The organism is Streptomyces tuirus, assembly GCF_014701095.1.
Classification (GTDB): domain Bacteria; phylum Actinomycetota; class Actinomycetes; order Streptomycetales; family Streptomycetaceae; genus Streptomyces; species Streptomyces tuirus.
In genome coordinates this window covers 5,620,634-5,638,389 of the sequence record NZ_AP023439.1, presented here as the reverse complement: position 1 = coordinate 5,638,389, position 17,756 = coordinate 5,620,634, and the positions used below count along the sequence as shown (strand labels likewise).

16 protein-coding genes are annotated in these 17,756 nt (G+C 73.0%); 8 read left to right on the top strand and 8 right to left on the bottom strand.

From position 1 onward, the window contains the following. Positions 1 to 143 precede the first annotated feature (143 nt). The 4 genes from IGS69_RS25935 (at position 144) to IGS69_RS25925 (ending at position 2,979) form a co-directional block, all read left to right on the top strand. Positions 144 to 1,751, top strand: coding sequence for an FAD-dependent monooxygenase (locus IGS69_RS25935; protein ID WP_190902893.1), 1,608 nt, complete (start codon positions 144 to 146; stop codon positions 1,749 to 1,751). A gap of 132 nt (positions 1,752 to 1,883) precedes the next feature. Next, the gene (locus tag IGS69_RS35245; protein WP_311314449.1) at positions 1,884 to 1,931 is read left to right on the top strand and encodes a hypothetical protein; all 48 of its coding nucleotides are present in this window, start codon (positions 1,884 to 1,886) and stop codon (positions 1,929 to 1,931) included. 95 nt (positions 1,932 to 2,026) lie between these two features. Then, positions 2,027 to 2,563 (top strand): cupin domain-containing protein, encoded by a 537-nt coding sequence (locus IGS69_RS25930; protein WP_190902892.1) that lies wholly within the window; start codon positions 2,027 to 2,029, stop codon positions 2,561 to 2,563. Continuing rightward, positions 2,560 to 2,979 (top strand): rhodanese-like domain-containing protein, encoded by a 420-nt coding sequence (locus IGS69_RS25925; protein ID WP_232543642.1) that lies wholly within the window; start codon positions 2,560 to 2,562, stop codon positions 2,977 to 2,979. Before IGS69_RS25930 ends, IGS69_RS25925 begins: the two co-directional genes overlap by 4 nt. A 42-nt stretch (positions 2,980 to 3,021) precedes the next feature. Here the strand turns inward: IGS69_RS25925 and recX are convergent, their stop codons facing one another. From recX to IGS69_RS25905, 4 genes are all read right to left on the bottom strand, one after another. Beyond that, on the bottom strand, positions 3,022 to 3,873 hold the full coding sequence (gene recX, locus IGS69_RS25920; protein WP_190902891.1) for a recombination regulator RecX: 852 nt from the start codon (positions 3,871 to 3,873) through the stop codon (positions 3,022 to 3,024). A 3-nt stretch (positions 3,874 to 3,876) separates the two neighbouring features. Beyond that, positions 3,877 to 5,001 (bottom strand): recombinase RecA, encoded by a 1,125-nt coding sequence (gene recA, locus IGS69_RS25915; RefSeq protein WP_190902890.1) that lies wholly within the window; start codon positions 4,999 to 5,001, stop codon positions 3,877 to 3,879. 445 nt (positions 5,002 to 5,446) lie between these two features. Then, complete coding sequence (locus tag IGS69_RS25910; RefSeq protein WP_190902889.1) at positions 5,447 to 6,718, bottom strand: AI-2E family transporter; 1,272 nt, start codon at positions 6,716 to 6,718, stop codon at positions 5,447 to 5,449. 227 nt (positions 6,719 to 6,945) lie between these two features. Beyond that, positions 6,946 to 7,140 (bottom strand): DUF3046 domain-containing protein, encoded by a 195-nt coding sequence (locus tag IGS69_RS25905; RefSeq protein WP_190902888.1) that lies wholly within the window; start codon positions 7,138 to 7,140, stop codon positions 6,946 to 6,948. Positions 7,141 to 7,220: 80 nt separating this feature from the next. Between IGS69_RS25905 and IGS69_RS25900 the strand changes: the two genes are divergently transcribed. Beyond that, positions 7,221 to 8,165 (top strand): hypothetical protein, encoded by a 945-nt coding sequence (locus IGS69_RS25900; RefSeq protein WP_190902887.1) that lies wholly within the window; start codon positions 7,221 to 7,223, stop codon positions 8,163 to 8,165. Positions 8,166 to 8,189: 24 nt separating this feature from the next. Here the strand turns inward: IGS69_RS25900 and IGS69_RS25895 are convergent, their stop codons facing one another. From IGS69_RS25895 to IGS69_RS25885, 3 genes are read right to left on the bottom strand one after another with little or no spacing between them, the layout of a single operon-like run. Continuing rightward, positions 8,190 to 8,501, bottom strand: a complete 312-nt coding sequence (locus tag IGS69_RS25895; RefSeq protein WP_190902886.1) for an AzlD domain-containing protein — start codon at positions 8,499 to 8,501, stop codon at positions 8,190 to 8,192. Further along, positions 8,498 to 9,223, bottom strand: a complete 726-nt coding sequence (locus IGS69_RS25890) for an AzlC family ABC transporter permease (RefSeq protein WP_190902885.1) — start codon at positions 9,221 to 9,223, stop codon at positions 8,498 to 8,500. The genes IGS69_RS25895 and IGS69_RS25890 overlap by 4 nt, the downstream gene beginning before the upstream one ends. 23 nt (positions 9,224 to 9,246) lie before the next feature. Then, the gene (locus IGS69_RS25885) at positions 9,247 to 10,077 is read right to left on the bottom strand and encodes an AraC family transcriptional regulator (RefSeq protein ID WP_190902884.1); all 831 of its coding nucleotides are present in this window, start codon (positions 10,075 to 10,077) and stop codon (positions 9,247 to 9,249) included. 197 nt (positions 10,078 to 10,274) lie between these two features. Between IGS69_RS25885 and IGS69_RS25880 the strand changes: the two genes are divergently transcribed. From IGS69_RS25880 to IGS69_RS25870, 3 genes are read left to right on the top strand one after another with little or no spacing between them, the layout of a single operon-like run. Then, complete coding sequence (locus IGS69_RS25880) at positions 10,275 to 15,188, top strand: ATP-dependent helicase (RefSeq protein ID WP_190902883.1); 4,914 nt, start codon at positions 10,275 to 10,277, stop codon at positions 15,186 to 15,188. A gap of 59 nt (positions 15,189 to 15,247) precedes the next feature. Beyond that, positions 15,248 to 16,063 carry an Fpg/Nei family DNA glycosylase gene (locus tag IGS69_RS25875; protein ID WP_190902882.1) on the top strand — a complete coding sequence of 272 codons (816 nt, stop codon included), beginning with the start codon at positions 15,248 to 15,250 and terminating at the stop codon, positions 16,061 to 16,063. Positions 16,064 to 16,095: 32 nt separating this feature from the next. Continuing rightward, positions 16,096 to 16,860: an SDR family NAD(P)-dependent oxidoreductase gene (locus IGS69_RS25870; protein ID WP_190902881.1), complete on the top strand. Its 765-nt coding sequence runs from the start codon at positions 16,096 to 16,098 to the stop codon at positions 16,858 to 16,860. Between the two features lie 368 nt (positions 16,861 to 17,228). Here the strand turns inward: IGS69_RS25870 and IGS69_RS25865 are convergent, their stop codons facing one another. Beyond that, the gene (locus tag IGS69_RS25865; protein ID WP_190902880.1) at positions 17,229 to 17,699 is read right to left on the bottom strand and encodes a Dps family protein; all 471 of its coding nucleotides are present in this window, start codon (positions 17,697 to 17,699) and stop codon (positions 17,229 to 17,231) included. Positions 17,700 to 17,756: the final 57 nt, after the last annotated feature.

The window sequence follows — 17,756 nt, the reverse complement described above, 5'->3', positions numbered from 1 at the left end:
AGTGGCATGATCGCCACTGCCCCTGGTCACTTGACGCAAGCACCGGCAATGGGTTGCATACGTTCTGTGATCGTGCACCCTGCTCCAACTTCCTGTTCACCTACGTCTCTCAGGACACCACCGCGGGCAGGGGGCGCCGCGCCGTGGACCCGGTGATCATCGTCGGAGCGGGGCCCGTCGGGCTCACGCTCGCCCTGGCGCTGGCGCGTCAGGAGGTGCCGTGCGTCGTTCTCGACGAGGGACCGGGCAAGGACGAACCCCGCGCGGCGCGCACCGTCGTCCTGCGCGAGGACACCGCCGCCCTGGTGGAACGGCTGACCGGCATGTCCCTCGCCCGGGCCGGTGCGCGCTGGGCCGGATGGCGGTCGATGCGGCGCAAGCAGGTGATGCGCGAGATCGTCTTCGACGGCGCCGAACCCGCCCCCGTGCACATCGCCCAGCACGTGCTGACCGGCGCCCTGCGCGCGGCCCTCGCGGACGAGCGGCTCGTCAAGGTCGCCGTGGAGAGCCGCCTCGACGGCCTCGAACAGGAGTCCTCCGGCGTCACGGCCCACACCCGCGGTCCCAAGGGCACGTGGTGGCGCGGCAGTTACCTGGTGGGCTGCGACGGCCCCCGCTCCACCGTGCGCAAGATCCAGGACATCCGCTTCCCGGGCCGTACGGCGGTGGAACGTCACGCCGTCGCCGCACTCCGTACGGAACTGCCCTGGCACGACGAGGCGTTGCTGCACCGCCTGCCGCCCTGGCGCATGTCCGGACCCTCGGCCGGCGAGGTCACCGCGCGCCCGCTGCCCGACGGCGTCTGGCGCCTGGACTGGCTGCTGCCGCCCGGCAAGGACCTGGTCACCCCCGAGCTGCTGCTCACCCGCATCCGGGAGACCCTGGCCGGCTGGGCGGGCGGCACGGTCCCGCCGTACGAGCTGCTGGACACCGGTGTCCACACCGTCCACCACCGGCTGGCGCGTCGCTGGCGCGCCGACCGCGTGTTTCTCGCGGGGGACGCGGCCCACCTGCTCGGCGCGCTGGGCACGCACGGTCTGGACGAGGGCCTGCGGGACGCCGACAACCTCGCCTGGAAACTGGCCGTGGCCTGGCACCACGGGCCGCACGAGGCTCTCCTCGACAGTTACCAGACGGAACGGCGAGCGGTCGTCGCCGCTCGGCTCCGCGCTGCGGACCAGGCGCTGCCGCTGCTGCGTGGCGGCGGAGGGCTGCGGTCCGTCGTCCCCGGCTCGTCCCGGAGCCACGACACTCTCCTCACGGAGAGTCACTTGGGGCAGGGCCAGCTCGGTGCGCCGGGGGCGTACGCAGACTCGCCGCTCGCGCCCCAACGACTCGAAGGGGAGGTGCCGGTCGGCACACCGCTCGGCACACCGGTCACCGATGTGCGGGTCACCGCGGAGGACGGCACCTTCGTACGGCTGCGGGACCGGCTCGGCCGCGGTGCGCTGCTCGTGGTGCTGATCGCGCCGGGCACGGGTGTCTGGGAGCGCAAGCACTGGGTCAGCGCGGGCATCATGCCGCAGCTCGCGGCGGCGGTCACGGCACTTCCGCACCCAGCCGAGTTGCTCGTCGCCGAGAGGTATCCGGGTGCCGCCGCGCACACGGTGCTGCTGGTGCGCCCCGACGGGCACCTCGTGACCGCGCTGAGCGGGGTGCGCCCGGCCGATCTCTACGCGGCGGCGGAAGCCACGGTCGGTGGACCGGTGAAAGCGCAGGCCGAGGCCGGTGCTTCGGCCGGTTCACGCTGAGGTCGGCACCGCAACGATGTGCTCACTGTCACAGTGCGTCCGCATGGTGACAGTGAGTTGACCCGCCCGGGCGGCCATGGTGTACTCCGCTTCGTGACCGACACCTGTGTGCGCCTGTGGCGGAGGGTCCATATGGACCTCCTCCGCTATGCGGGCTGCGTGTGTCGCCCGTCCTGCTGACTTCGCCTCCCCTTCCCTCTGCGCGCGCCGCGCTCTGTCTGCCGGCTGCCGCGCGTTGCTCGCGAACCCTCACCAGGACCTTCAGGACGGCACCCGTGTCTGTATCCCCTTCTGCGACCCCTTCGGTCTCGACCGGTTCGGCTCCAACCCAGGCCGACCTCTACCACTTCGTCCGGCGCACCGCCGCCGACACCGAGCTCATCGACTCCCTGCCCCTCGACCCTGAGGGCCGCACATGGGTGCGGCTAGACGGGCCCGGCGGCAGCGAGGCCTGGCTGATCGGCTGGCCGCCCGGCACGGGCACCGGCTGGCACGACCACGCCGACTCGGTCGGCGCCTTCCTCACCGCGTCGGGCGAGCTCAGGGAGAACTCCCTCGCCGCACGGCTGCCCACCGACGGCTGGAAGACCCTGGAACTCGCCGGAGACGTGGACCGGCAACGCCGGCTGCGGGCCGGCCAGGGCCGCGTCTTCGGCCGGCACCACGTCCACGAGGTGCTCAACGAGTCGCCCGACCGGCACGCGATCTCCGTCCACGCCTACTACCCGCCCCTGCCGCAGATCCGCCGCTACAGCCGCAGCGGTCCGATCCTGCGACTCGAGCAGGTCGAACGCCCGGAGGACTGGCAGTGAGCACCACACCCGGGTCGGCAGACGCCGCATCACAACCCCCCGTCGGCATCGACGAGTTGCTGGAGAGCGTCCGGGCGGGCTACGAGCGGATCGGAGCGCAGCAGGCGTACGAGGCTGCCCAGGCGGGCGACGCGCTCCTGGTCGACATCCGCTACGCCGCCCTGCGTGAACGGGACGGCCTCATCCCCGGCGCCCACGTCGTCGAGCGCAACGAACTGGAGTGGCGCCTCGACCCCCAGGGCAGCCACCGCCTCCCCGAGGCCACGAGCCACGCCCTGCGCGTCGTCGTGATCTGCAACGAGGGCTACGCGTCCAGCCTGGCGGCCCGGTCCTTGCACCAGCTGGGCCTGCACCGGGCCACGGACCTGGTCGGAGGGTTCCAGGCTTGGCGGGGGGCGGGGTTGCCGGTGGAATGAGCTCTCCGGTGGAGTGACCTCTGGGGATGCCCCTGTGCACCCTCAGAACCCGTCCTCCCCGAGGAACTCCGTGTCCTCCCCCTCCTCTTCGAGCGCTTGCCGCACCACCCTCAGGGCCATGCCCTCGGGGTAGCCCTTGCGGGCGAGCATGCCCGCGAGGCGTCGGAGGCGCTTGTCGCGGTCGAGTCCGCGGGTGGAGCGGAGCTTGCGTGCGACGAGCTCGCGCGCGGTCTCCTCTTCCTGCTCGGAGTCGAGCTGGGAGACCGCCTCGTCGATCAGCGTGGAGTCGACGCCCTTGGTGCGCAGCTCCCGGGCGAGCGCGCGCCGGGCCAGCCCTCTGCCGTGGTGGCGGGACTCCACCCAGGCGTCCGCGAAGGCACTGTCGTTGATGAGGCCGACCTCCTCGAACCGCGACAGCACTTCCTCGGCGGCATCGTCCGGGATCTGCCGCTTGCGCAGGGCGTCGGCGAGTTGCTTGCGGGTCCGCGGGGTCCCGGTGAGCAGGCGCAGGCAGATCGCCCGAGCCCGCTCGACCGGGTCCCCTGGAGGTGCCTCCTGCTCGGCCCTCGACGAGGAGGGGGCGCCTCCGTCCTCGGTGTCAGCCGCCGCCTCGCCGAAGCCACGCCGGCGACGACCACGCCTGCCACGCGGCCCGCCGTCACGCGGCCCGCCGTCACGCGAGCCGTCTCTGGATGGGCCGCCCCCGTGCGGCCCGGGGTCGCCCCCGCCCTCGTACAGCCCGTCACCCTCGTACAACCCGTCGGCCTCGAGTGGCATGCTCCCGGGGCCTTCCACCCCGTCCATGGCTGTGCCGGTGTCGCCTCCGGTGCCCCTCCCCCGTGGGGCACCGGAGGCGGTGTACTCGTACTCCGCCCAGTCGGTTCGCCGTGTCACGGGTCAGCTCTTGGCTGCGGCGGCCTTGGACTTGGCGGTCTTGGCCGCTGCCGGGGCGGGGACAGCCGGGGCAGCGTCGGCCGGTGCGGAGACCGCGGCGTCCGTGCCCGGCTCGGAGGCCGGCTCCTCGGGGCGCACACCGACGCCCAGCTTCTCCTTGATCTTCTTCTCGATCTCGTTGGCCAGGTCGGGGTTGTCCTTCAGGAAGTTGCGCGCGTTCTCCTTGCCCTGGCCGAGCTGGTCGCCCTCGTACGTGTACCACGCGCCGGCCTTGCGGACGAAGCCGTGCTCCACGCCCATGTCGATCAGGCCGCCCTCACGGCTGATGCCCTGGCCGTAGAGGATGTCGAACTCGGCCTGCTTGAAGGGCGGCGCGACCTTGTTCTTGACGACCTTGCAGCGGGTGCGGTTACCGACCGCCTCCGTGCCGTCCTTCAGGGTCTCGATGCGGCGGATGTCGATGCGCACCGAGGCGTAGAACTTGAGCGCCCGGCCACCGGTCGTGGTCTCCGGGGAGCCGAACATCACGCCGATCTTCTCGCGGAGCTGGTTGATGAAGATCGCGGTGGTCTTGGACTGGTTGAGCGCGCTGGTGATCTTCCGCAGGGCCTGGCTCATCAGTCGGGCCTGCAGACCGACGTGGCTGTCGCCCATCTCGCCCTCGATCTCCGCGCGCGGGACGAGCGCGGCGACGGAGTCGATGACGATGAGGTCGAGGGCGCCGGAGCGGACCAGCATGTCCACGATCTCCAGGGCCTGCTCGCCGTTGTCCGGCTGGGAGAGGATGAGGTTGTCGATGTCGACGCCGAGCTTCTTCGCGTACTCGGGGTCGAGGGCGTGCTCCGCGTCGACGAAGGCGACCTGGCCTCCGGCCTTCTGCGCGTTCGCCACCGCGTGCAGGGTCAGGGTGGTCTTACCGGAGGACTCCGGTCCGTAGATCTCGACGACACGGCCGCGGGGCAGGCCGCCCACGCCGAGGGCCACGTCCAGGGCGGTGGAGCCGGTCGAGATGACCTCGATGGGCTCATTGGTACGGTCGCCCATGCGCATGACCGCGCCCTTGCCGAATTGCCGTTCAATCTGTGCGAGCGCGGCATCCAGGGCCTTCTCGCGGTCGGTTCCTGCCATGGGTTCCACCCGATTTGCTTGAGTCGATCGCTTCACGTCAAAGACGCTAACGCCTGCCACTGACAATGCGCCCCGACGCACGTCCGGCCTGTGGATAACTCGGGCACTTATCTACCCAAAGTACGTCGAAATGCCCTTCGTTGAGCCTCGCCGGTGCCTCCATGAGAATGGATGTTCGATTTTCGTGTCAAGCGCACCACGCGGCACGCCTACCCTGACCGCGACGGCGCGCACTCGGGGGGAGAGACGGATGTGCCGGTCACCGGCGGGCACCCGAGCATGCGGAACTGGTCCGCGGTCTGCTGGACGACCGGACGCTGCCGGACGGGCTCATCCCCCCACCCGACGAGCGGACGAGCCTTCTGACGGTGACGACGCCGTACGAGCCTGGCGGTTCGGGCCTCTCAACTCGGGTCTCCGAGCGCGGGCCTCCAGCCCCGGCCTCTCAGGAGGAGTTCCCCCCGGAACCGGAGTCCCCACCCCCGGGCCGTTCCGCCCCTGGCCGCCGCGCCCACAACGCCCTCGCACGGGTCAGCAGGCCCGGTCCCTGGCCTCGTCGGCGGTGTCCGTGGACCCGAGGGTCGTCCGTGACGTCGTAGCGCTTCACGTACGCCCCCAGGAAGGCCTGGAGGGTGGCGATGGCGGGGATGGCGATCAGCGCGCCGACGGCGCCGAGGAGGGCGGTGCCGGCGATGACCGAGCCGAAGGCGACGGCGGGGTGGATGTCGACGGTCTTGGAGGTCAGCTTGGGCTGCAGCACATAGTTCTCGAACTGCTGGTAGATCACCACGAAGATCAGCACCCACAGCGCGTACCAGGGGTCCACCGTGAACGCGATCAGCATGGGCAGGGCGCCCGCGAGATACGTGCCGATGGTCGGGATGAACTGCGACACCAGGCCCACCCACACGGCGAGCACGGGCGCGTAGGGCACGTCCAGGGCCTGCAGCAGGACGAAGTGCGCCACGCCGGAGATCAGGGCCATCAGGCCGCGGGAGTAGATGTAGCCGCCGGTCTTGTTCACGGCGATCTCCCACGCGCGCAGCACCTCGGCCTGGCGGGCGGGCGGCAGGACCGAGCAGATCGCGCGGCGCAGCCGGGGGCCGTCCGCGGCGAAGTAGAACGAGAACAGGGCGATCGTGAGCAGTTGGAAGAGGCCTCCGATGACCTGGGCGGACACGTCCAGGACGCCGGTGGCGCTGTTCTGGACGTAGTTGCGCAGCCAGTCGGAGCGGAGCAGGCCCTCCTGGATGTCGACGCGCTTCAGGTCGGTCTTGAAGTGCGTGTTGATCCAGTTGATGACGGAGTCGAGGTACTCGGGGAAACCCTCGATCAGCTTGATGATCTGGTCCGCGAGGACGGAACCGAGCACAGTGACGAAGCCGGCCGACACGACCATCACGCCGATGAAGACGATGAACGTGGCCAGCCCCCTGCGCATGCCGCGTGAGGCCATCCAGCTCACCGCGGGCTCTATGGCGAGCGCCAGGAAGAACGCGATGAGGATGTTGATCAGCAACCCGGTGAGCTGGTGGAAGGCCCAGCTGCCCAGCTGGAACGCGGCGACGAGAGCGAGCGCGAGCACCATGGCGCGCGGCAGCCAGCGCGGCATGCGGCCGTTCGCCCCGGCCCCGCCGACCGGGGGCCGGGCGGGCGGCGTCGTGCCGGAAGCGGAGGACTGCTGGGCTGCCTGCCCGGTCTCGTCAGTGGGTGCCACGGTCCAAGTCTCGCCCACGCCACCGACAGCCGTCTGCCCGGCTGCGATCTTCGTGACCGGGCGGCGCCGTCCGAGGCGGGCCGGCTGGTCAGGGCGGTGGCCGACAAGGACACACGGCCCGGTCGGTCACCGTCCGCAAGGTCGGCCGCCGATCAGGGCGGGCGCCACCGGAGCCGTCCGCCCCACCGCCCGGCAGTCGCCCCGGCTCATCGGCAACCGTCAGCCGGTCAGCGCCTCTCCTGGGGCACGTCCATCACCGAGCAGACCACCTGCCAGACGTCCTTGGCGTCCCAGCCGGCCGCCAGGGCCTCGTGCACCGTGCGTCCGCCGAGCTCGGACATCACGTGGTCGCGCGCGAACATCTCGGCGTAACCAGGACCGAAGTGCTCCGCCATCCGCTGCCAGAAGACCGTCAACCGCATGACCCCAGTATCCCGCCCCTGGGGGTGGGCCTGGGCCGTGACCGCCTGCCGGCGCCGCTTCGCGCCCTACGGTCTGACCCATGGCCGAAACAGGAGCTACCGCATTCCCCCCGACGTCCCCGCCGCACAGCCCCGTCACGCGCGCGGAGCGTTTCGTCTGGCTCACCGCGCGCGTGCTCGAGCAGCGCCGCTTCGCCCACCACTTCCGGAACGCCGCCGCCGACCCGGTGGAGACCGCCCTGGACGCCTACCGCAACGAGGACGGCGGGTACGGCCACGCGCTGGAGCCGGATCTGCGCGGCCCGGTCAGCCAGCCGTTGCACACCGCGCACGCGCTGCGCGTCCTGGACGCGGTCGGACGCTGTGCCGGGCAGCGCGTGGAACACATGTGCCGCTATCTGACGTCCGTCTCCACCGCGGACGGTGCCCTCCCGACGATCCACCCCAGCCAGCGCGACTACCCCACGGCCCCCTTCGTGCCGGTGGTGGACGATCCGCCCAGCGACCTCCTGGCCACCGGGCCGGTGGTGGGGCTGTTGCACCGCAACGAGGTGTGGCACGCGTGGCTCTTCCGGGCCACGGACTTCTGCTGGCGGGCGGTCGAGTCCCTGGAGAAGTCACATCCGTACGAGATCGAGGCCGCCGTGACCTTCCTGGACTCCGCGCCCGATCGCCCGCGCGCGGAGGCGGCCGCCGACCGTCTCGGCCGCCTGGTCCGCGAACACCGCCTCGCCGCCCTGGACCCCGACCGCCTCGACGCGTATCCGGTGTCCCCCGGCTACGCCCCGGGGGAGCATCACTTCCCGCACGACTACGCACGGACGCCGCTCTCGCTCGCGCGCGCGTGGTTCACGGACGACGAGATGGCCCGCTCCCTGGACCACCTCGCGGCCCAGCAGCAGGAGGACGGCGGCTGGCCCGTCCGGTGGCGCCACTGGGCCCCGGCCCCCGCCCTGGAGGCGCGCCCGCTCGTGACGATCGAGGCGCTGCGCGTGCTCAGCGCGTACGGCCGCGCGGTCGACTGATCATCCCCGCCCGCCGTCGACTGATCACCCCGCCCCCATGGCCCGCACCCCTGCGGTCACCACCACGGCCGCGGCGACGACGAGCAGGAAAGGGGCGCGCAGCAGCAGCGCCACGGCCGCGGCGGCAAGGCCGGCGGCCCGCGCGTCCAGCACCAGCGTCTGGCCGTCGGCGAAGGTCTGCTGGGCCGTGAGGGCCGCGAGCAGCGCGACGGGCAGGAGCGCGGCGAGACGCTTGACGACGGGGCGTTCCAGAGCCCCTGCGGGCACCAGGAGCCCGGCCAGCTTGACGGCGTAGCAGCCGACGACGGTCGCTCCGATCGCGATCCAGACGTTCACCGAGTCTCCCCCTGTCCCACGCGGCGCCGGCCGTCCGCCCACAGCACGGCCGGCGCCGCCAGGGCGGCCAGCAGCACCGGCACCCCGGCGGGCAGGACGGGCAGCAGCCCGAGTCCCAGCAGCACGGCGAGCCCGGCGACGGCCCGCTCGGTGCCGGTCTTCAGCATCGGCGCGAGCAGCGCCAGGAACACCGCGGGCCCGGCGGCGTCCAGACCCCACGCGTCCGTGTCCCCGATGGCCTCGGCCCCCAGGGCACCGAGCAGCGTGGTGAGGTTCCACAGGACGTACAGGCTCAGCCCGGTCACGACGAACCCGAGCCGTGCGGTGCGGCGCGTGGGCTGGGCGAGCGCGACGGCGGCGGTCTCGTCGATCACCCACTGGGCGGCGAACGGCCGCACCGCGCGCGGGAGGGCGAGCAGTTGCGACAGGCGCAGGCCGTAGAAGGCGTTCCGCACGCCCAGGAAGAAGGCCCCGGCGGCGGCGGTGAACGGGCTGCCCCCGGCGGCGAGTGCTCCCACCAGGGCGAACTGGGACGCGCCGGTGAACACCAGAAGGCTGAGCGCGCATGTCTGCAGCAGCGTGAGTCCGCCGCCGGCCGAGGTCACCCCGAAGGCGAACCCGGACAGTCCGACGGCCACCCCGACCCCCAGGGCGTCGCGTACGACGGCCCGGTCCGTCTTCGCGCCGATGTCCGCGTCTTCGAGAACTGTTCGATCTGTCACGCTCCGCACGCTACGGGTCCCGGCTATCGCGGGTCTTGTACGTTCTTGCGCTCCCGCTGGTACGCCCCCGGAGGCACGCCGACGATCCGGCTGAAGTGGCGGTTGAGATGGGGCTGGTCGGTGAATCCGACGGACACGGCGGCCTCGGAGGGAGTCGTCCCGGTGTCCAGCAGCTGCCGCGCCCGGCGCACGCGCGCGTCCGTGAGCCAGGCGTGCGGTGGCATGCCGTAGGTGTCCCGGAAGGCCCGCAGCAGGGCGAACGGGCTGGTCCCGAGATCGGCCGCCAGCCGCTCCAGGGTCGGCGGCTGTGCCATCCGCTCCTCCAGCACGCCACGCGCGCGTGCCGCGATCCGGGCTCCCGCGGTGCGTACCTCGCGCCGCGGCATGGGTCCGCCGTTCAGCCGCAGCAGCCTGGTCACCGCCACTCGCAGCAGTGTGTCCGCGGCCAGGGCGTTGCCCTCGTCGGCGGCGCGCAGCACCTGGTGGACCAGTCCCACGGCGTAGGGGTCGTCCATCACCGGGCTGACGAACCCCGGCGTCCCGCGCAGCGTCGTCGTCTCGGCCGCGATCTCCGCCACCACGTCGGCCGGCGGGTACACGGCCCCGTACCGCCACCCTTCGGGCACTCCGGCCCGCCCGGTGTGCGGTGTGTCGGGATTCACCAGTGCGAGGGCTCCGGCGCCCGCGTACTGGTCGCCCCCTCCGTGGTGGAAGACCTCCACCCCGTCGGCGATGGCGGCGATCACGAAGTTCTCGTGCGTGTGCCGCACGAACGTCTTGCGCACGTACCGGGCCCGCAGCAGATCGACTCCGGGCAGTTCGTCGTACTGCCAGTGCCGTGCGCGCTCGTTCATACGACCATTGTCCGCGGCGGCGGAGGACGCGGCACACACCCCTATGGCCGGGGCGGCCCCCGGCCTCGTCCCTCGGGGCCCACTCCGAGGGCCGCGCCCGTCCCGGCGCACACTCCCGACGGCCAGAGCCACCCCCCGCCCTCCAGGGGGAGAGGCGGCGAGGCCCCGTTGTCAGTGCCGGGGTGCACGATGGACGCATGCCCAGCAATGCACACCGAGCCCTGGACGGCTTCTCACCCGCGACCCGCGCCTGGTTCACGGGTGCCTTCTCCGCGCCCACCCCGGCCCAGGCCGGTGCGTGGCAGGCCATCCACGAAGGCTCGGACGTGCTGGTCGTCGCCCCCACCGGCTCCGGCAAGACCCTGGCGGCCTTCCTGGCCGCCCTGGACCAGCTGGCCTCGACACCTCCCCCGGCCGACCCGAAGAAGCGCTGCCGCGTCCTGTACGTCTCCCCGCTGAAGGCCCTGGCGGTGGACGTCGAGCGCAACCTGCGCAGCCCGCTGACCGGCATCCGCCAGGAGTCCGTGCGCCTCGGTCTGCCCGAGCCCGAGGTCAAGGTGGGCATCCGCTCCGGCGACACCCCGGCCGCCGAGCGCCGCGCGCTGTCCACGCGCCCGCCGGACATCCTGATCACGACGCCCGAGTCGCTGTTCCTGATGCTGACCTCGGCCACCCGCGACGCCCTGACCGGCATCGACACGGTGATCCTCGACGAGGTGCACGCGGTCGCCGGCACCAAGCGCGGCGCCCACCTCGCGCTCTCCCTGGAGCGGCTGGACGACCTCCTGCCGAAGCCGGCCCGCCGCATCGGCCTGTCCGCGACGGTCCGCCCGGTGGACGAGGTGGCCCGGTTCCTCTCGCCGCGCCGCAAGGTGGAGATCGTCCAGCCGGAGTCGGGCAAGGAGTTCGACCTGTCCGTGGTCGTCCCGGTCGAGGACCTGGGCGAGCTGGGCGGCTCCCCGGTGGCGGACGGCCAGGAGGGCGCGGAGCGTCCGTCCATCTGGCCTCACGTGGAGGAGCGGATCGCCGATCTCGTCCAGTCCCACCGCTCCACGATCGTCTTCGCGAACTCCCGCCGCCTCGCGGAGCGCCTCTGCAACCGCCTGAACGAGATCGCGTACGAGCGGGCCACGGGCGAACCCCTCGACGAGCACCACTCCCCCGCCGAGCTCATGGGCGGTTCGGGAGCGGCCCAGGGTGCCCCCCAGGTCATCGCCCGCGCCCACCACGGGTCGGTGTCCAAGGAGCAGCGGGCCCTGGTCGAGGAGGACCTCAAGGCGGGTCGCCTGCCGGCGGTCGTGGCCACGTCCAGCCTCGAGCTGGGCATCGACATGGGCGCGGTGGACCTGGTGGTCCAGGTCGAGTCGCCACCCTCCGTCGCCTCCGGCCTGCAGCGGGTGGGCCGGGCTGGGCACCAGGTGGGCGCGGTCTCCACCGGTGTGGTCTTCCCGAAGTACCGCGGTGACCTGGTGCAGGCGGCGGTGGTCACCGAGCGCATGCGCACCGGCTCCATCGAGTCCCTCAAGGTCCCCGCGAACCCGCTGGACGTCCTGGCCCAGCAGGTGGTCGCCATGACCGCCCTGGACTCGTGGCAGTTCGACGACCTCCTCGCCACCGTCCGCCGGGCCGCCCCGTTCGCCTCGCTGCCCGAGTCCGCCTTCACGGCGGTCCTCGACATGCTGGCCGGCCGCTACCCGTCCGACGCGTTCGCGGAGCTGCGCCCGCGCGTGGTGTGGGACCGGGTCACCGGCGAGATCACCGGCCGCCCCGGCGCGCAGCGCCTCGCCGTCACCTCCGGCGGCACGATCCCCGACCGCGGTCTCTTCGGCGTCTTCCTCGCGGGCGCCGACCCCAAGAAGGGCGGCGGCCGGGTCGGCGAGCTCGACGAGGAGATGGTCTACGAGTCCCGCGTCGGCGACGTCTTCACGCTCGGCACCAGCTCCTGGCGCATCGAGGACATCACCCGCGACCGCGTCCTGGTCTCCCCGGCCCCGGGCGTGCCGGGCCGGCTGCCCTTCTGGAAGGGCGACCAGCTGGGCCGCCCGCTGGAGCTGGGCCGGGCCGTGGGCGCGTTCCTGCGCGAGGTCGGCTCGCTGCCCAAGGACGACGCCCGCCTCCGGCTCCTCGCCGCCGGCCTGGACGCGTGGGCCGCGGACAACGTGCTCTCCTACCTGGACGAGCAGCGCGAGGCCTGCGGCCACATCCCGGACGACCGGACGATCGTCGTGGAGCGCTTCCGCGACGAGCTCGGCGACTGGCGCGTGGTGGTGCACTCGCCCTTCGGCGCCCAGGTGCACGCCCCCTGGGCGCTCGCGCTCGGTGCCAAGCTCTCCGAGCGGTACGGCATGGACGCGCAGGTCATGCACGCCGACGACGGCATCGTGCTGCGCCTGCCGGACGCCGATCTCATGGGCCTGGACCTGCTGGACCAGGAGCCGGTGAAGATGGGCCGGGAGTACGACGCGGAGCAGGCGCCCGTGGGCGCGGCGGACGTCGTCTTCGACAAGGGCGAGGTCGATCAGGTCGTCACCGACCAGGTGGGCAGTTCCGCCCTGTTCGCCTCCCGGTTCCGCGAGTGCGCCGCCCGCGCGCTGCTGCTGCCGCGCCGCAATCCTGGCCGGCGCACCCCACTGTGGCAGCAGCGGCAGCGCGCCTCGCAGCTGTTGCAGGTGGCGAGTGAGTTCGGCTCGTTCCCGATCGTCCTGGAGGCGGTCCGCGAGTGCCTCCAGGACGTCTTCGACGTGCCGGGGCTCGTCGAGCTGATGGGCGACCTGGAGTCCCGCAAGGTCCGCCTGGTCGAGGTCACCACTCCCGAACCCTCCCCGTTCGCGCGCTCCCTCCTCTTCGGCTACGTCGCCCAGTTCCTGTACGAGGGTGACTCCCCGCTGGCCGAGCGCCGCGCCGCCGCCCTGTCGCTGGACTCGCGGCTCCTGGCCGAGCTGCTGGGCCAGGCGGAGCTGCGCGAGCTGCTCGACGCGGAGGTGCTGACCGAGCTGGAGCAGGAGCTCCAGTGGCGCACCGAGGACCGCCGCGTCAAGGACGCCGAGGGTGTCGCGGACCTGCTGCGCATCCTCGGGCCGCTCACGGACGCGGAACTGGCCGAGCGGGGCGCCGAACCGCAGTGGGCCCAGGACCTGGCGGGCACCCGCCGCGCCATCCGGGTCCGGATCGCGGGCAGGGACCACTGGGCGGCGATCGAGGACGCGGGCCGCCTGCGCGACGCCCTGGGCACCGCCCTGCCGGTCGGCGTCCCGGAAGCATTCACGGAGCCGGTCAAGGACCCGCTCGGCGACCTTCTCGCGCGCTACGCCCGCACCCACGGCCCGTTCACCTCGGCCACGGCAGCGGCCCGCTTCGGTCTGGGCACGGCCGTCACCGAGGGCGCCCTCCAGCGGCTCTCGGCGGCCGGCCGGATCGTCCAGGGCGAGTTCCACCCGGCCGGGATCGGCCAGGAGTGGTGCGATGCCGCGGTACTGCGGCGGCTGCGCCGGCGCTCCCTGGCCGCCCTGCGCCACGAACTGGAACCGGTCGCGCCGGCCGCGCTCGCCCAGTTCCTCCCCCAGTGGCAGCACATCGGCAAGGGGCATTCCCTGCGCGGCATCGACGGCCTGGTCCGCGCCATCGAGCAGATGCAGGGCGCGTCCGTGCCGGCCTCCGCCCTGGAGAAGCTGGTGCTGCCCTCCCGGGTCGCGAACTACACCCCGGCCATGCTGGACGAGCTCACCGCCGCCGGAGAGGTGGTCTGGGCCGGGGCGGGCTCGCTCCCCGGCAAGGACGGCTGGATCTCCCTCTACCTGGCGGACGCGGCCCCCCTGCTCCTGCCGCCCCCGCATCCGCTGGAGCTGACCGCCCTGCACCAGTCCGTCCTGGACACCCTCTCCGGCGGCTACGGCCTGTTCTTCCGGCAGATCGCCGACCAGGTCCGCGCCACCACCCACCCCGAGGCCACCGATCCCCAACTGGCCGACGCCCTGTGGGACCTGGCCTGGTCCGGCCGCCTGACGAACGACACACTCACCCCGATGCGCTCCCTGCTCGGCTCGGGCCGCACCGCGGGCTCCACGGCCCACCGCGCCAAGCGCTCGATGCCCCGCGGCCGCTACGGCTCCCTGACTGCCGCGGCCCGCACCGCGTCCCGCACCGGCCCGCCGACGGTCGCGGGCCGCTGGTCCCTGCTCCCGGCCCACGAACCGGACCCCACCGTGCGTGCCCACGCCCTCGCCCGCACCCTGCTCGACCGGCACGGCGTGGTCACCAGGGGCGCGGTCTCGGCGGAGGGCGTCGAGGGCGGCTTCTCGGCGACATACCGCGTTCTGTCGGTCTTCGAGGAGAGCGGTCAGGCCCGCCGGGGCTATGTGGTGGAGGGTCTCGGCGCCGCGCAGTTCGCGATGGACGGCGCGGTGGACCGCCTGCGCGCGGTGGCCAACGCCCGCGACCGCGGACAGGACCTGCCCGGCCCGCCGCCCGGCTCGGAACCCGACCCGTTCCCGGCCCATGACTTCGCCGGACCGTACGACTCCGTCCCCTCCCACGACCACACCGGCGACCTCGGCCCCGACGGCTTCCCCGACCTGGACGCCTCCTTCGCCACCCCGGATCCGTCCCGGGGCGAGTGGGTCTCGCCCCGCGACCACGCGCAGGCCGCCCCGCCCTGGCAGAACGGCGGGCGCGCCGCGTACGACCAGGGCTTCGCGGGCCGCCGCAACCGCCCCGACGGCGCGTCCAGGGCCGTGGTCCTCGCCGCCGCCGACCCTGCGAACGCCTACGGCGCCGCCCTGGCCTGGCCCGAGCCGCCGACCGGCGCCGGGCACAAGCCGGGCCGCAAGGCGGGCTCCCTGGTGGTGCTCGTCGACGGTGAATTGACGCTCTACATGGAGCGTGGCGGCAAGACCCTGCTGGCCTGGCCCGCCGACCCGGACGGCGATCCCGCCGCCGACCCCCGCCTGGGCAGCGCCGCCGAAGCCCTCGCCGCGGCCGCCCGCGCGGGCTCGCTCGGCACGGTCACGGTGGAGCGCGTCAACGGCGCACAAGCCCTGACCTCCCCCATCGGCACCCTCCTGGAAGGAGCGGGTTTCATCGCGACGCCCCGAGGACTCCGCCTGCGCGCATGACGACCACCCGCCCGCGGCCACCCGGACCGAGCACGCGCCGACCGTGCCACTCTTGACCCATGCCCGAAGGTGACACGGTCTGGCAGGCCGCGAGGAGGCTGCACGACGCCCTCGCGGGCAAGGTGCTGACCCGCAGCGACCTCAGGGTGCCCCGCTTCGCCACGGCCGACCTCACGGGGCGTGCGGTCCTGGACGTCACCGCGCGCGGCAAGCACCTCCTCACCCGCGTCGAGGGCGGCCTGACCCTCCACTCCCACCTGCGGATGGACGGCTCCTGGAAGGTGTACGGAAACGGCCAGCGCTGGAGCGGTGGCCCCGGCCACCAGATCCGCGCGATCCTCGGCAACCCCGAGCGCACGGCCGTCGGCTACCGCCTCCCCGTCCTGGAACTCCTGCGCACAAGCGACGAGCACCGCGCGGTCGGCCACCTCGGCCCCGACCTCCTCGGCCCGGACTGGGACCCCGACCGCGCCCTCGCCAACGTCCTCCAGGACCCCGCCCGCGAACTCGGCCAGGCCCTGCTCGACCAGCGCAACCTCGCCGGCGTCGGCAACATCTACAAGAGCGAGATCTGCTTCCTCCTCGGCGTCACCCCCTGGCTCCCGGCCGGCGACCTGCCCCCCGACCGGGCCGCGAAGCTGCCGGCGGTCGCCAAGAGGCTGCTGGAGGCCAATCGCGACCGCCCTGTCCGCATCACCACGAGCAGCCGCGGCCAGGACCTCTTCGTCTACGGCCGGGCCCCGCGTCCCTGTCTGCGCTGCCGCACCTCGATCCGCGTGGCCGACCAGGGCGACGGCTCCCGCGAACGCCCGACCTACTGGTGCCCCACCTGCCAGCCCGGCCCCGCCCCGACCCGGCGCAACCGCACCAATTGACGACTCGTCAGAAACGCTCGTACGGTCCCTGTATGCCCGTCACGGCGTACGACCTCAGCGGCCGCACCGCGTTCGTCACCGGCGCCGCGAGCGGCATCGGCCGCGCCTCGGCGCTGCTGCTCGCCGAGGCGGGCGCGACCGTGCACTGCGCGGACCGTGACGCCGAGGGCCTGCACGAGACGGCGACCCTGATCAAGTACAGCGGCGGCACCGCCCGGACCCACACCCTGGACGTCACCGACCGGGCCGGGCTCAGGCAGGCCCTGGGCTCCTGCGGACGCCTGGACGCCCTGGCCGCGGTCGCCGGGATCATGCACAGCAGCCCCGTGCTGGAGACCCGGGACGAGGACCTCGACCGGGTGCTGGACGTCAATTTCAAGGGAGTCCTGTACGCGTGCCAGGAGGCGGCCCGCCTGATGATCGCCCACGGCACCCGGGGCAGCATCGTCACCATGGCCTCGGGCGCCGTCGACACGGGCGGCCCCGGGCTGCTCTGTTACGGCGCCGCCAAGGCGGCGGTGGTCCAGCTGACGAAGACCCTGGCAACGGAGGTCGGCCGGTACGGCATCCGCGTCAACGCGGTCGCCCCGGGCTGGATCCGCACGCCCATGACCGACCGGCACGACAGCGAGGCCCAGGCGCACACGGAGTCCGTCATGGCCCGCATGTCACCCCTGGGCCGTGTGGGCGAGCCCGAGGACATCGCGCACGCCGTCCTGCACCTGGCATCCGACGCCTCGGCCTTCACCACGGGCCAGATCCTCCGCCCGAACGGGGGCGTGGCGATGCCGTGGTGACACCGCCTCTGCGCGCCCCGGCCGCCCAGATCCTCCGCCACCGCCCCGGCCCCACGACTCCCCGCGCCTGCCCTTTGGGCACGCAATGCACGGGCAGGACGCTCAGCCCCCAGCCCCCGGCCGCGACCGCGGCCTCCAGTGCCCCCGCCCCAGGTACGGCCACCAGCCGCAGCACCGCCCAGCACCACAGCGCTCCCATCCCGAGCGCGGCCACACGCACCCCCCAGCGCGCTATCCCCGCCATGACCGCCACCTCCCGCCGACGCCCACGCAGCGCAGCCGTACGCGCCGAGCGGTGGAGAAACCCCCGACCGGGCCGTCACCCGCTCCGGGGCCCTGGGCGGGGGCAGGGCCCGCGCCCTGTTCCGTCACCCGTTCTCGGCCTGGAACATCCAGTGCTGCTTCTCCAGGTCCGCCGTGATCCCGATGAAGATGTCCTGACTCACCGGATCCGGCTCACCGGTCGACTGCACCCGCTCCCGCATCCGTGCGATCACCGCGCCGAGGGCTTCGACGAGCGTGCCCACGGCGGTGGTGTCGTCGACCCACCCTTCGGGGGTCACCCCGATCCCGCTGCCGACGGCCACGGTGGCGGCCCGCCCGTCAGGAGAGATCCCGAGAGCCGCGGCGCGCTCGGCCACGGTGTCGGAGTACTGCCGCGCGATGTCGACGACCTCGTCGAGCTGGAGATGCACGGAACGGAAGCGCGGCCCCACCACGTTCCAGTGGATCTGCTTCGCCACGAGGGCGAGATCCACCAGATCGACAAGGGCACCTTGCAGCGCCTCGGACACGGTCTTCAGGTTCGCGTCCGACAACGGGCTCTTCACGACGTACATCCGCACCTCCGAGGACTGCCCCCGCCATCCCCTCAACGATGACCGCCGCACGCCGCA

What these genes read in the sequence shown, in the direction of transcription:
- recA (WP_190902890.1), bottom strand. Translation starts at nt 5,001, where the DNA reads ATGGCAGGAACCGACCGCGAGAAGGCCCTGGATGCCGCGCTCGCACAG.
- IGS69_RS25905 (WP_190902888.1), bottom strand. Translation starts at nt 7,140, where the DNA reads ATGCGGTTGACGGTCTTCTGGCAGCGGATGGCGGAGCACTTCGGTCCT.
- IGS69_RS25900 (WP_190902887.1), top strand. Translation starts at nt 7,221, where the DNA reads ATGGCCGAAACAGGAGCTACCGCATTCCCCCCGACGTCCCCGCCGCAC.
- IGS69_RS25885 (WP_190902884.1), bottom strand. Translation starts at nt 10,077, where the DNA reads ATGAACGAGCGCGCACGGCACTGGCAGTACGACGAACTGCCCGGAGTC.
- IGS69_RS25880 (WP_190902883.1), top strand. Translation starts at nt 10,275, where the DNA reads ATGCCCAGCAATGCACACCGAGCCCTGGACGGCTTCTCACCCGCGACC.
- IGS69_RS25875 (WP_190902882.1), top strand. Translation starts at nt 15,248, where the DNA reads ATGCCCGAAGGTGACACGGTCTGGCAGGCCGCGAGGAGGCTGCACGAC.
- IGS69_RS25870 (WP_190902881.1), top strand. Translation starts at nt 16,096, where the DNA reads ATGCCCGTCACGGCGTACGACCTCAGCGGCCGCACCGCGTTCGTCACC.
- IGS69_RS25865 (WP_190902880.1), bottom strand. Translation starts at nt 17,699, where the DNA reads ATGTACGTCGTGAAGAGCCCGTTGTCGGACGCGAACCTGAAGACCGTG.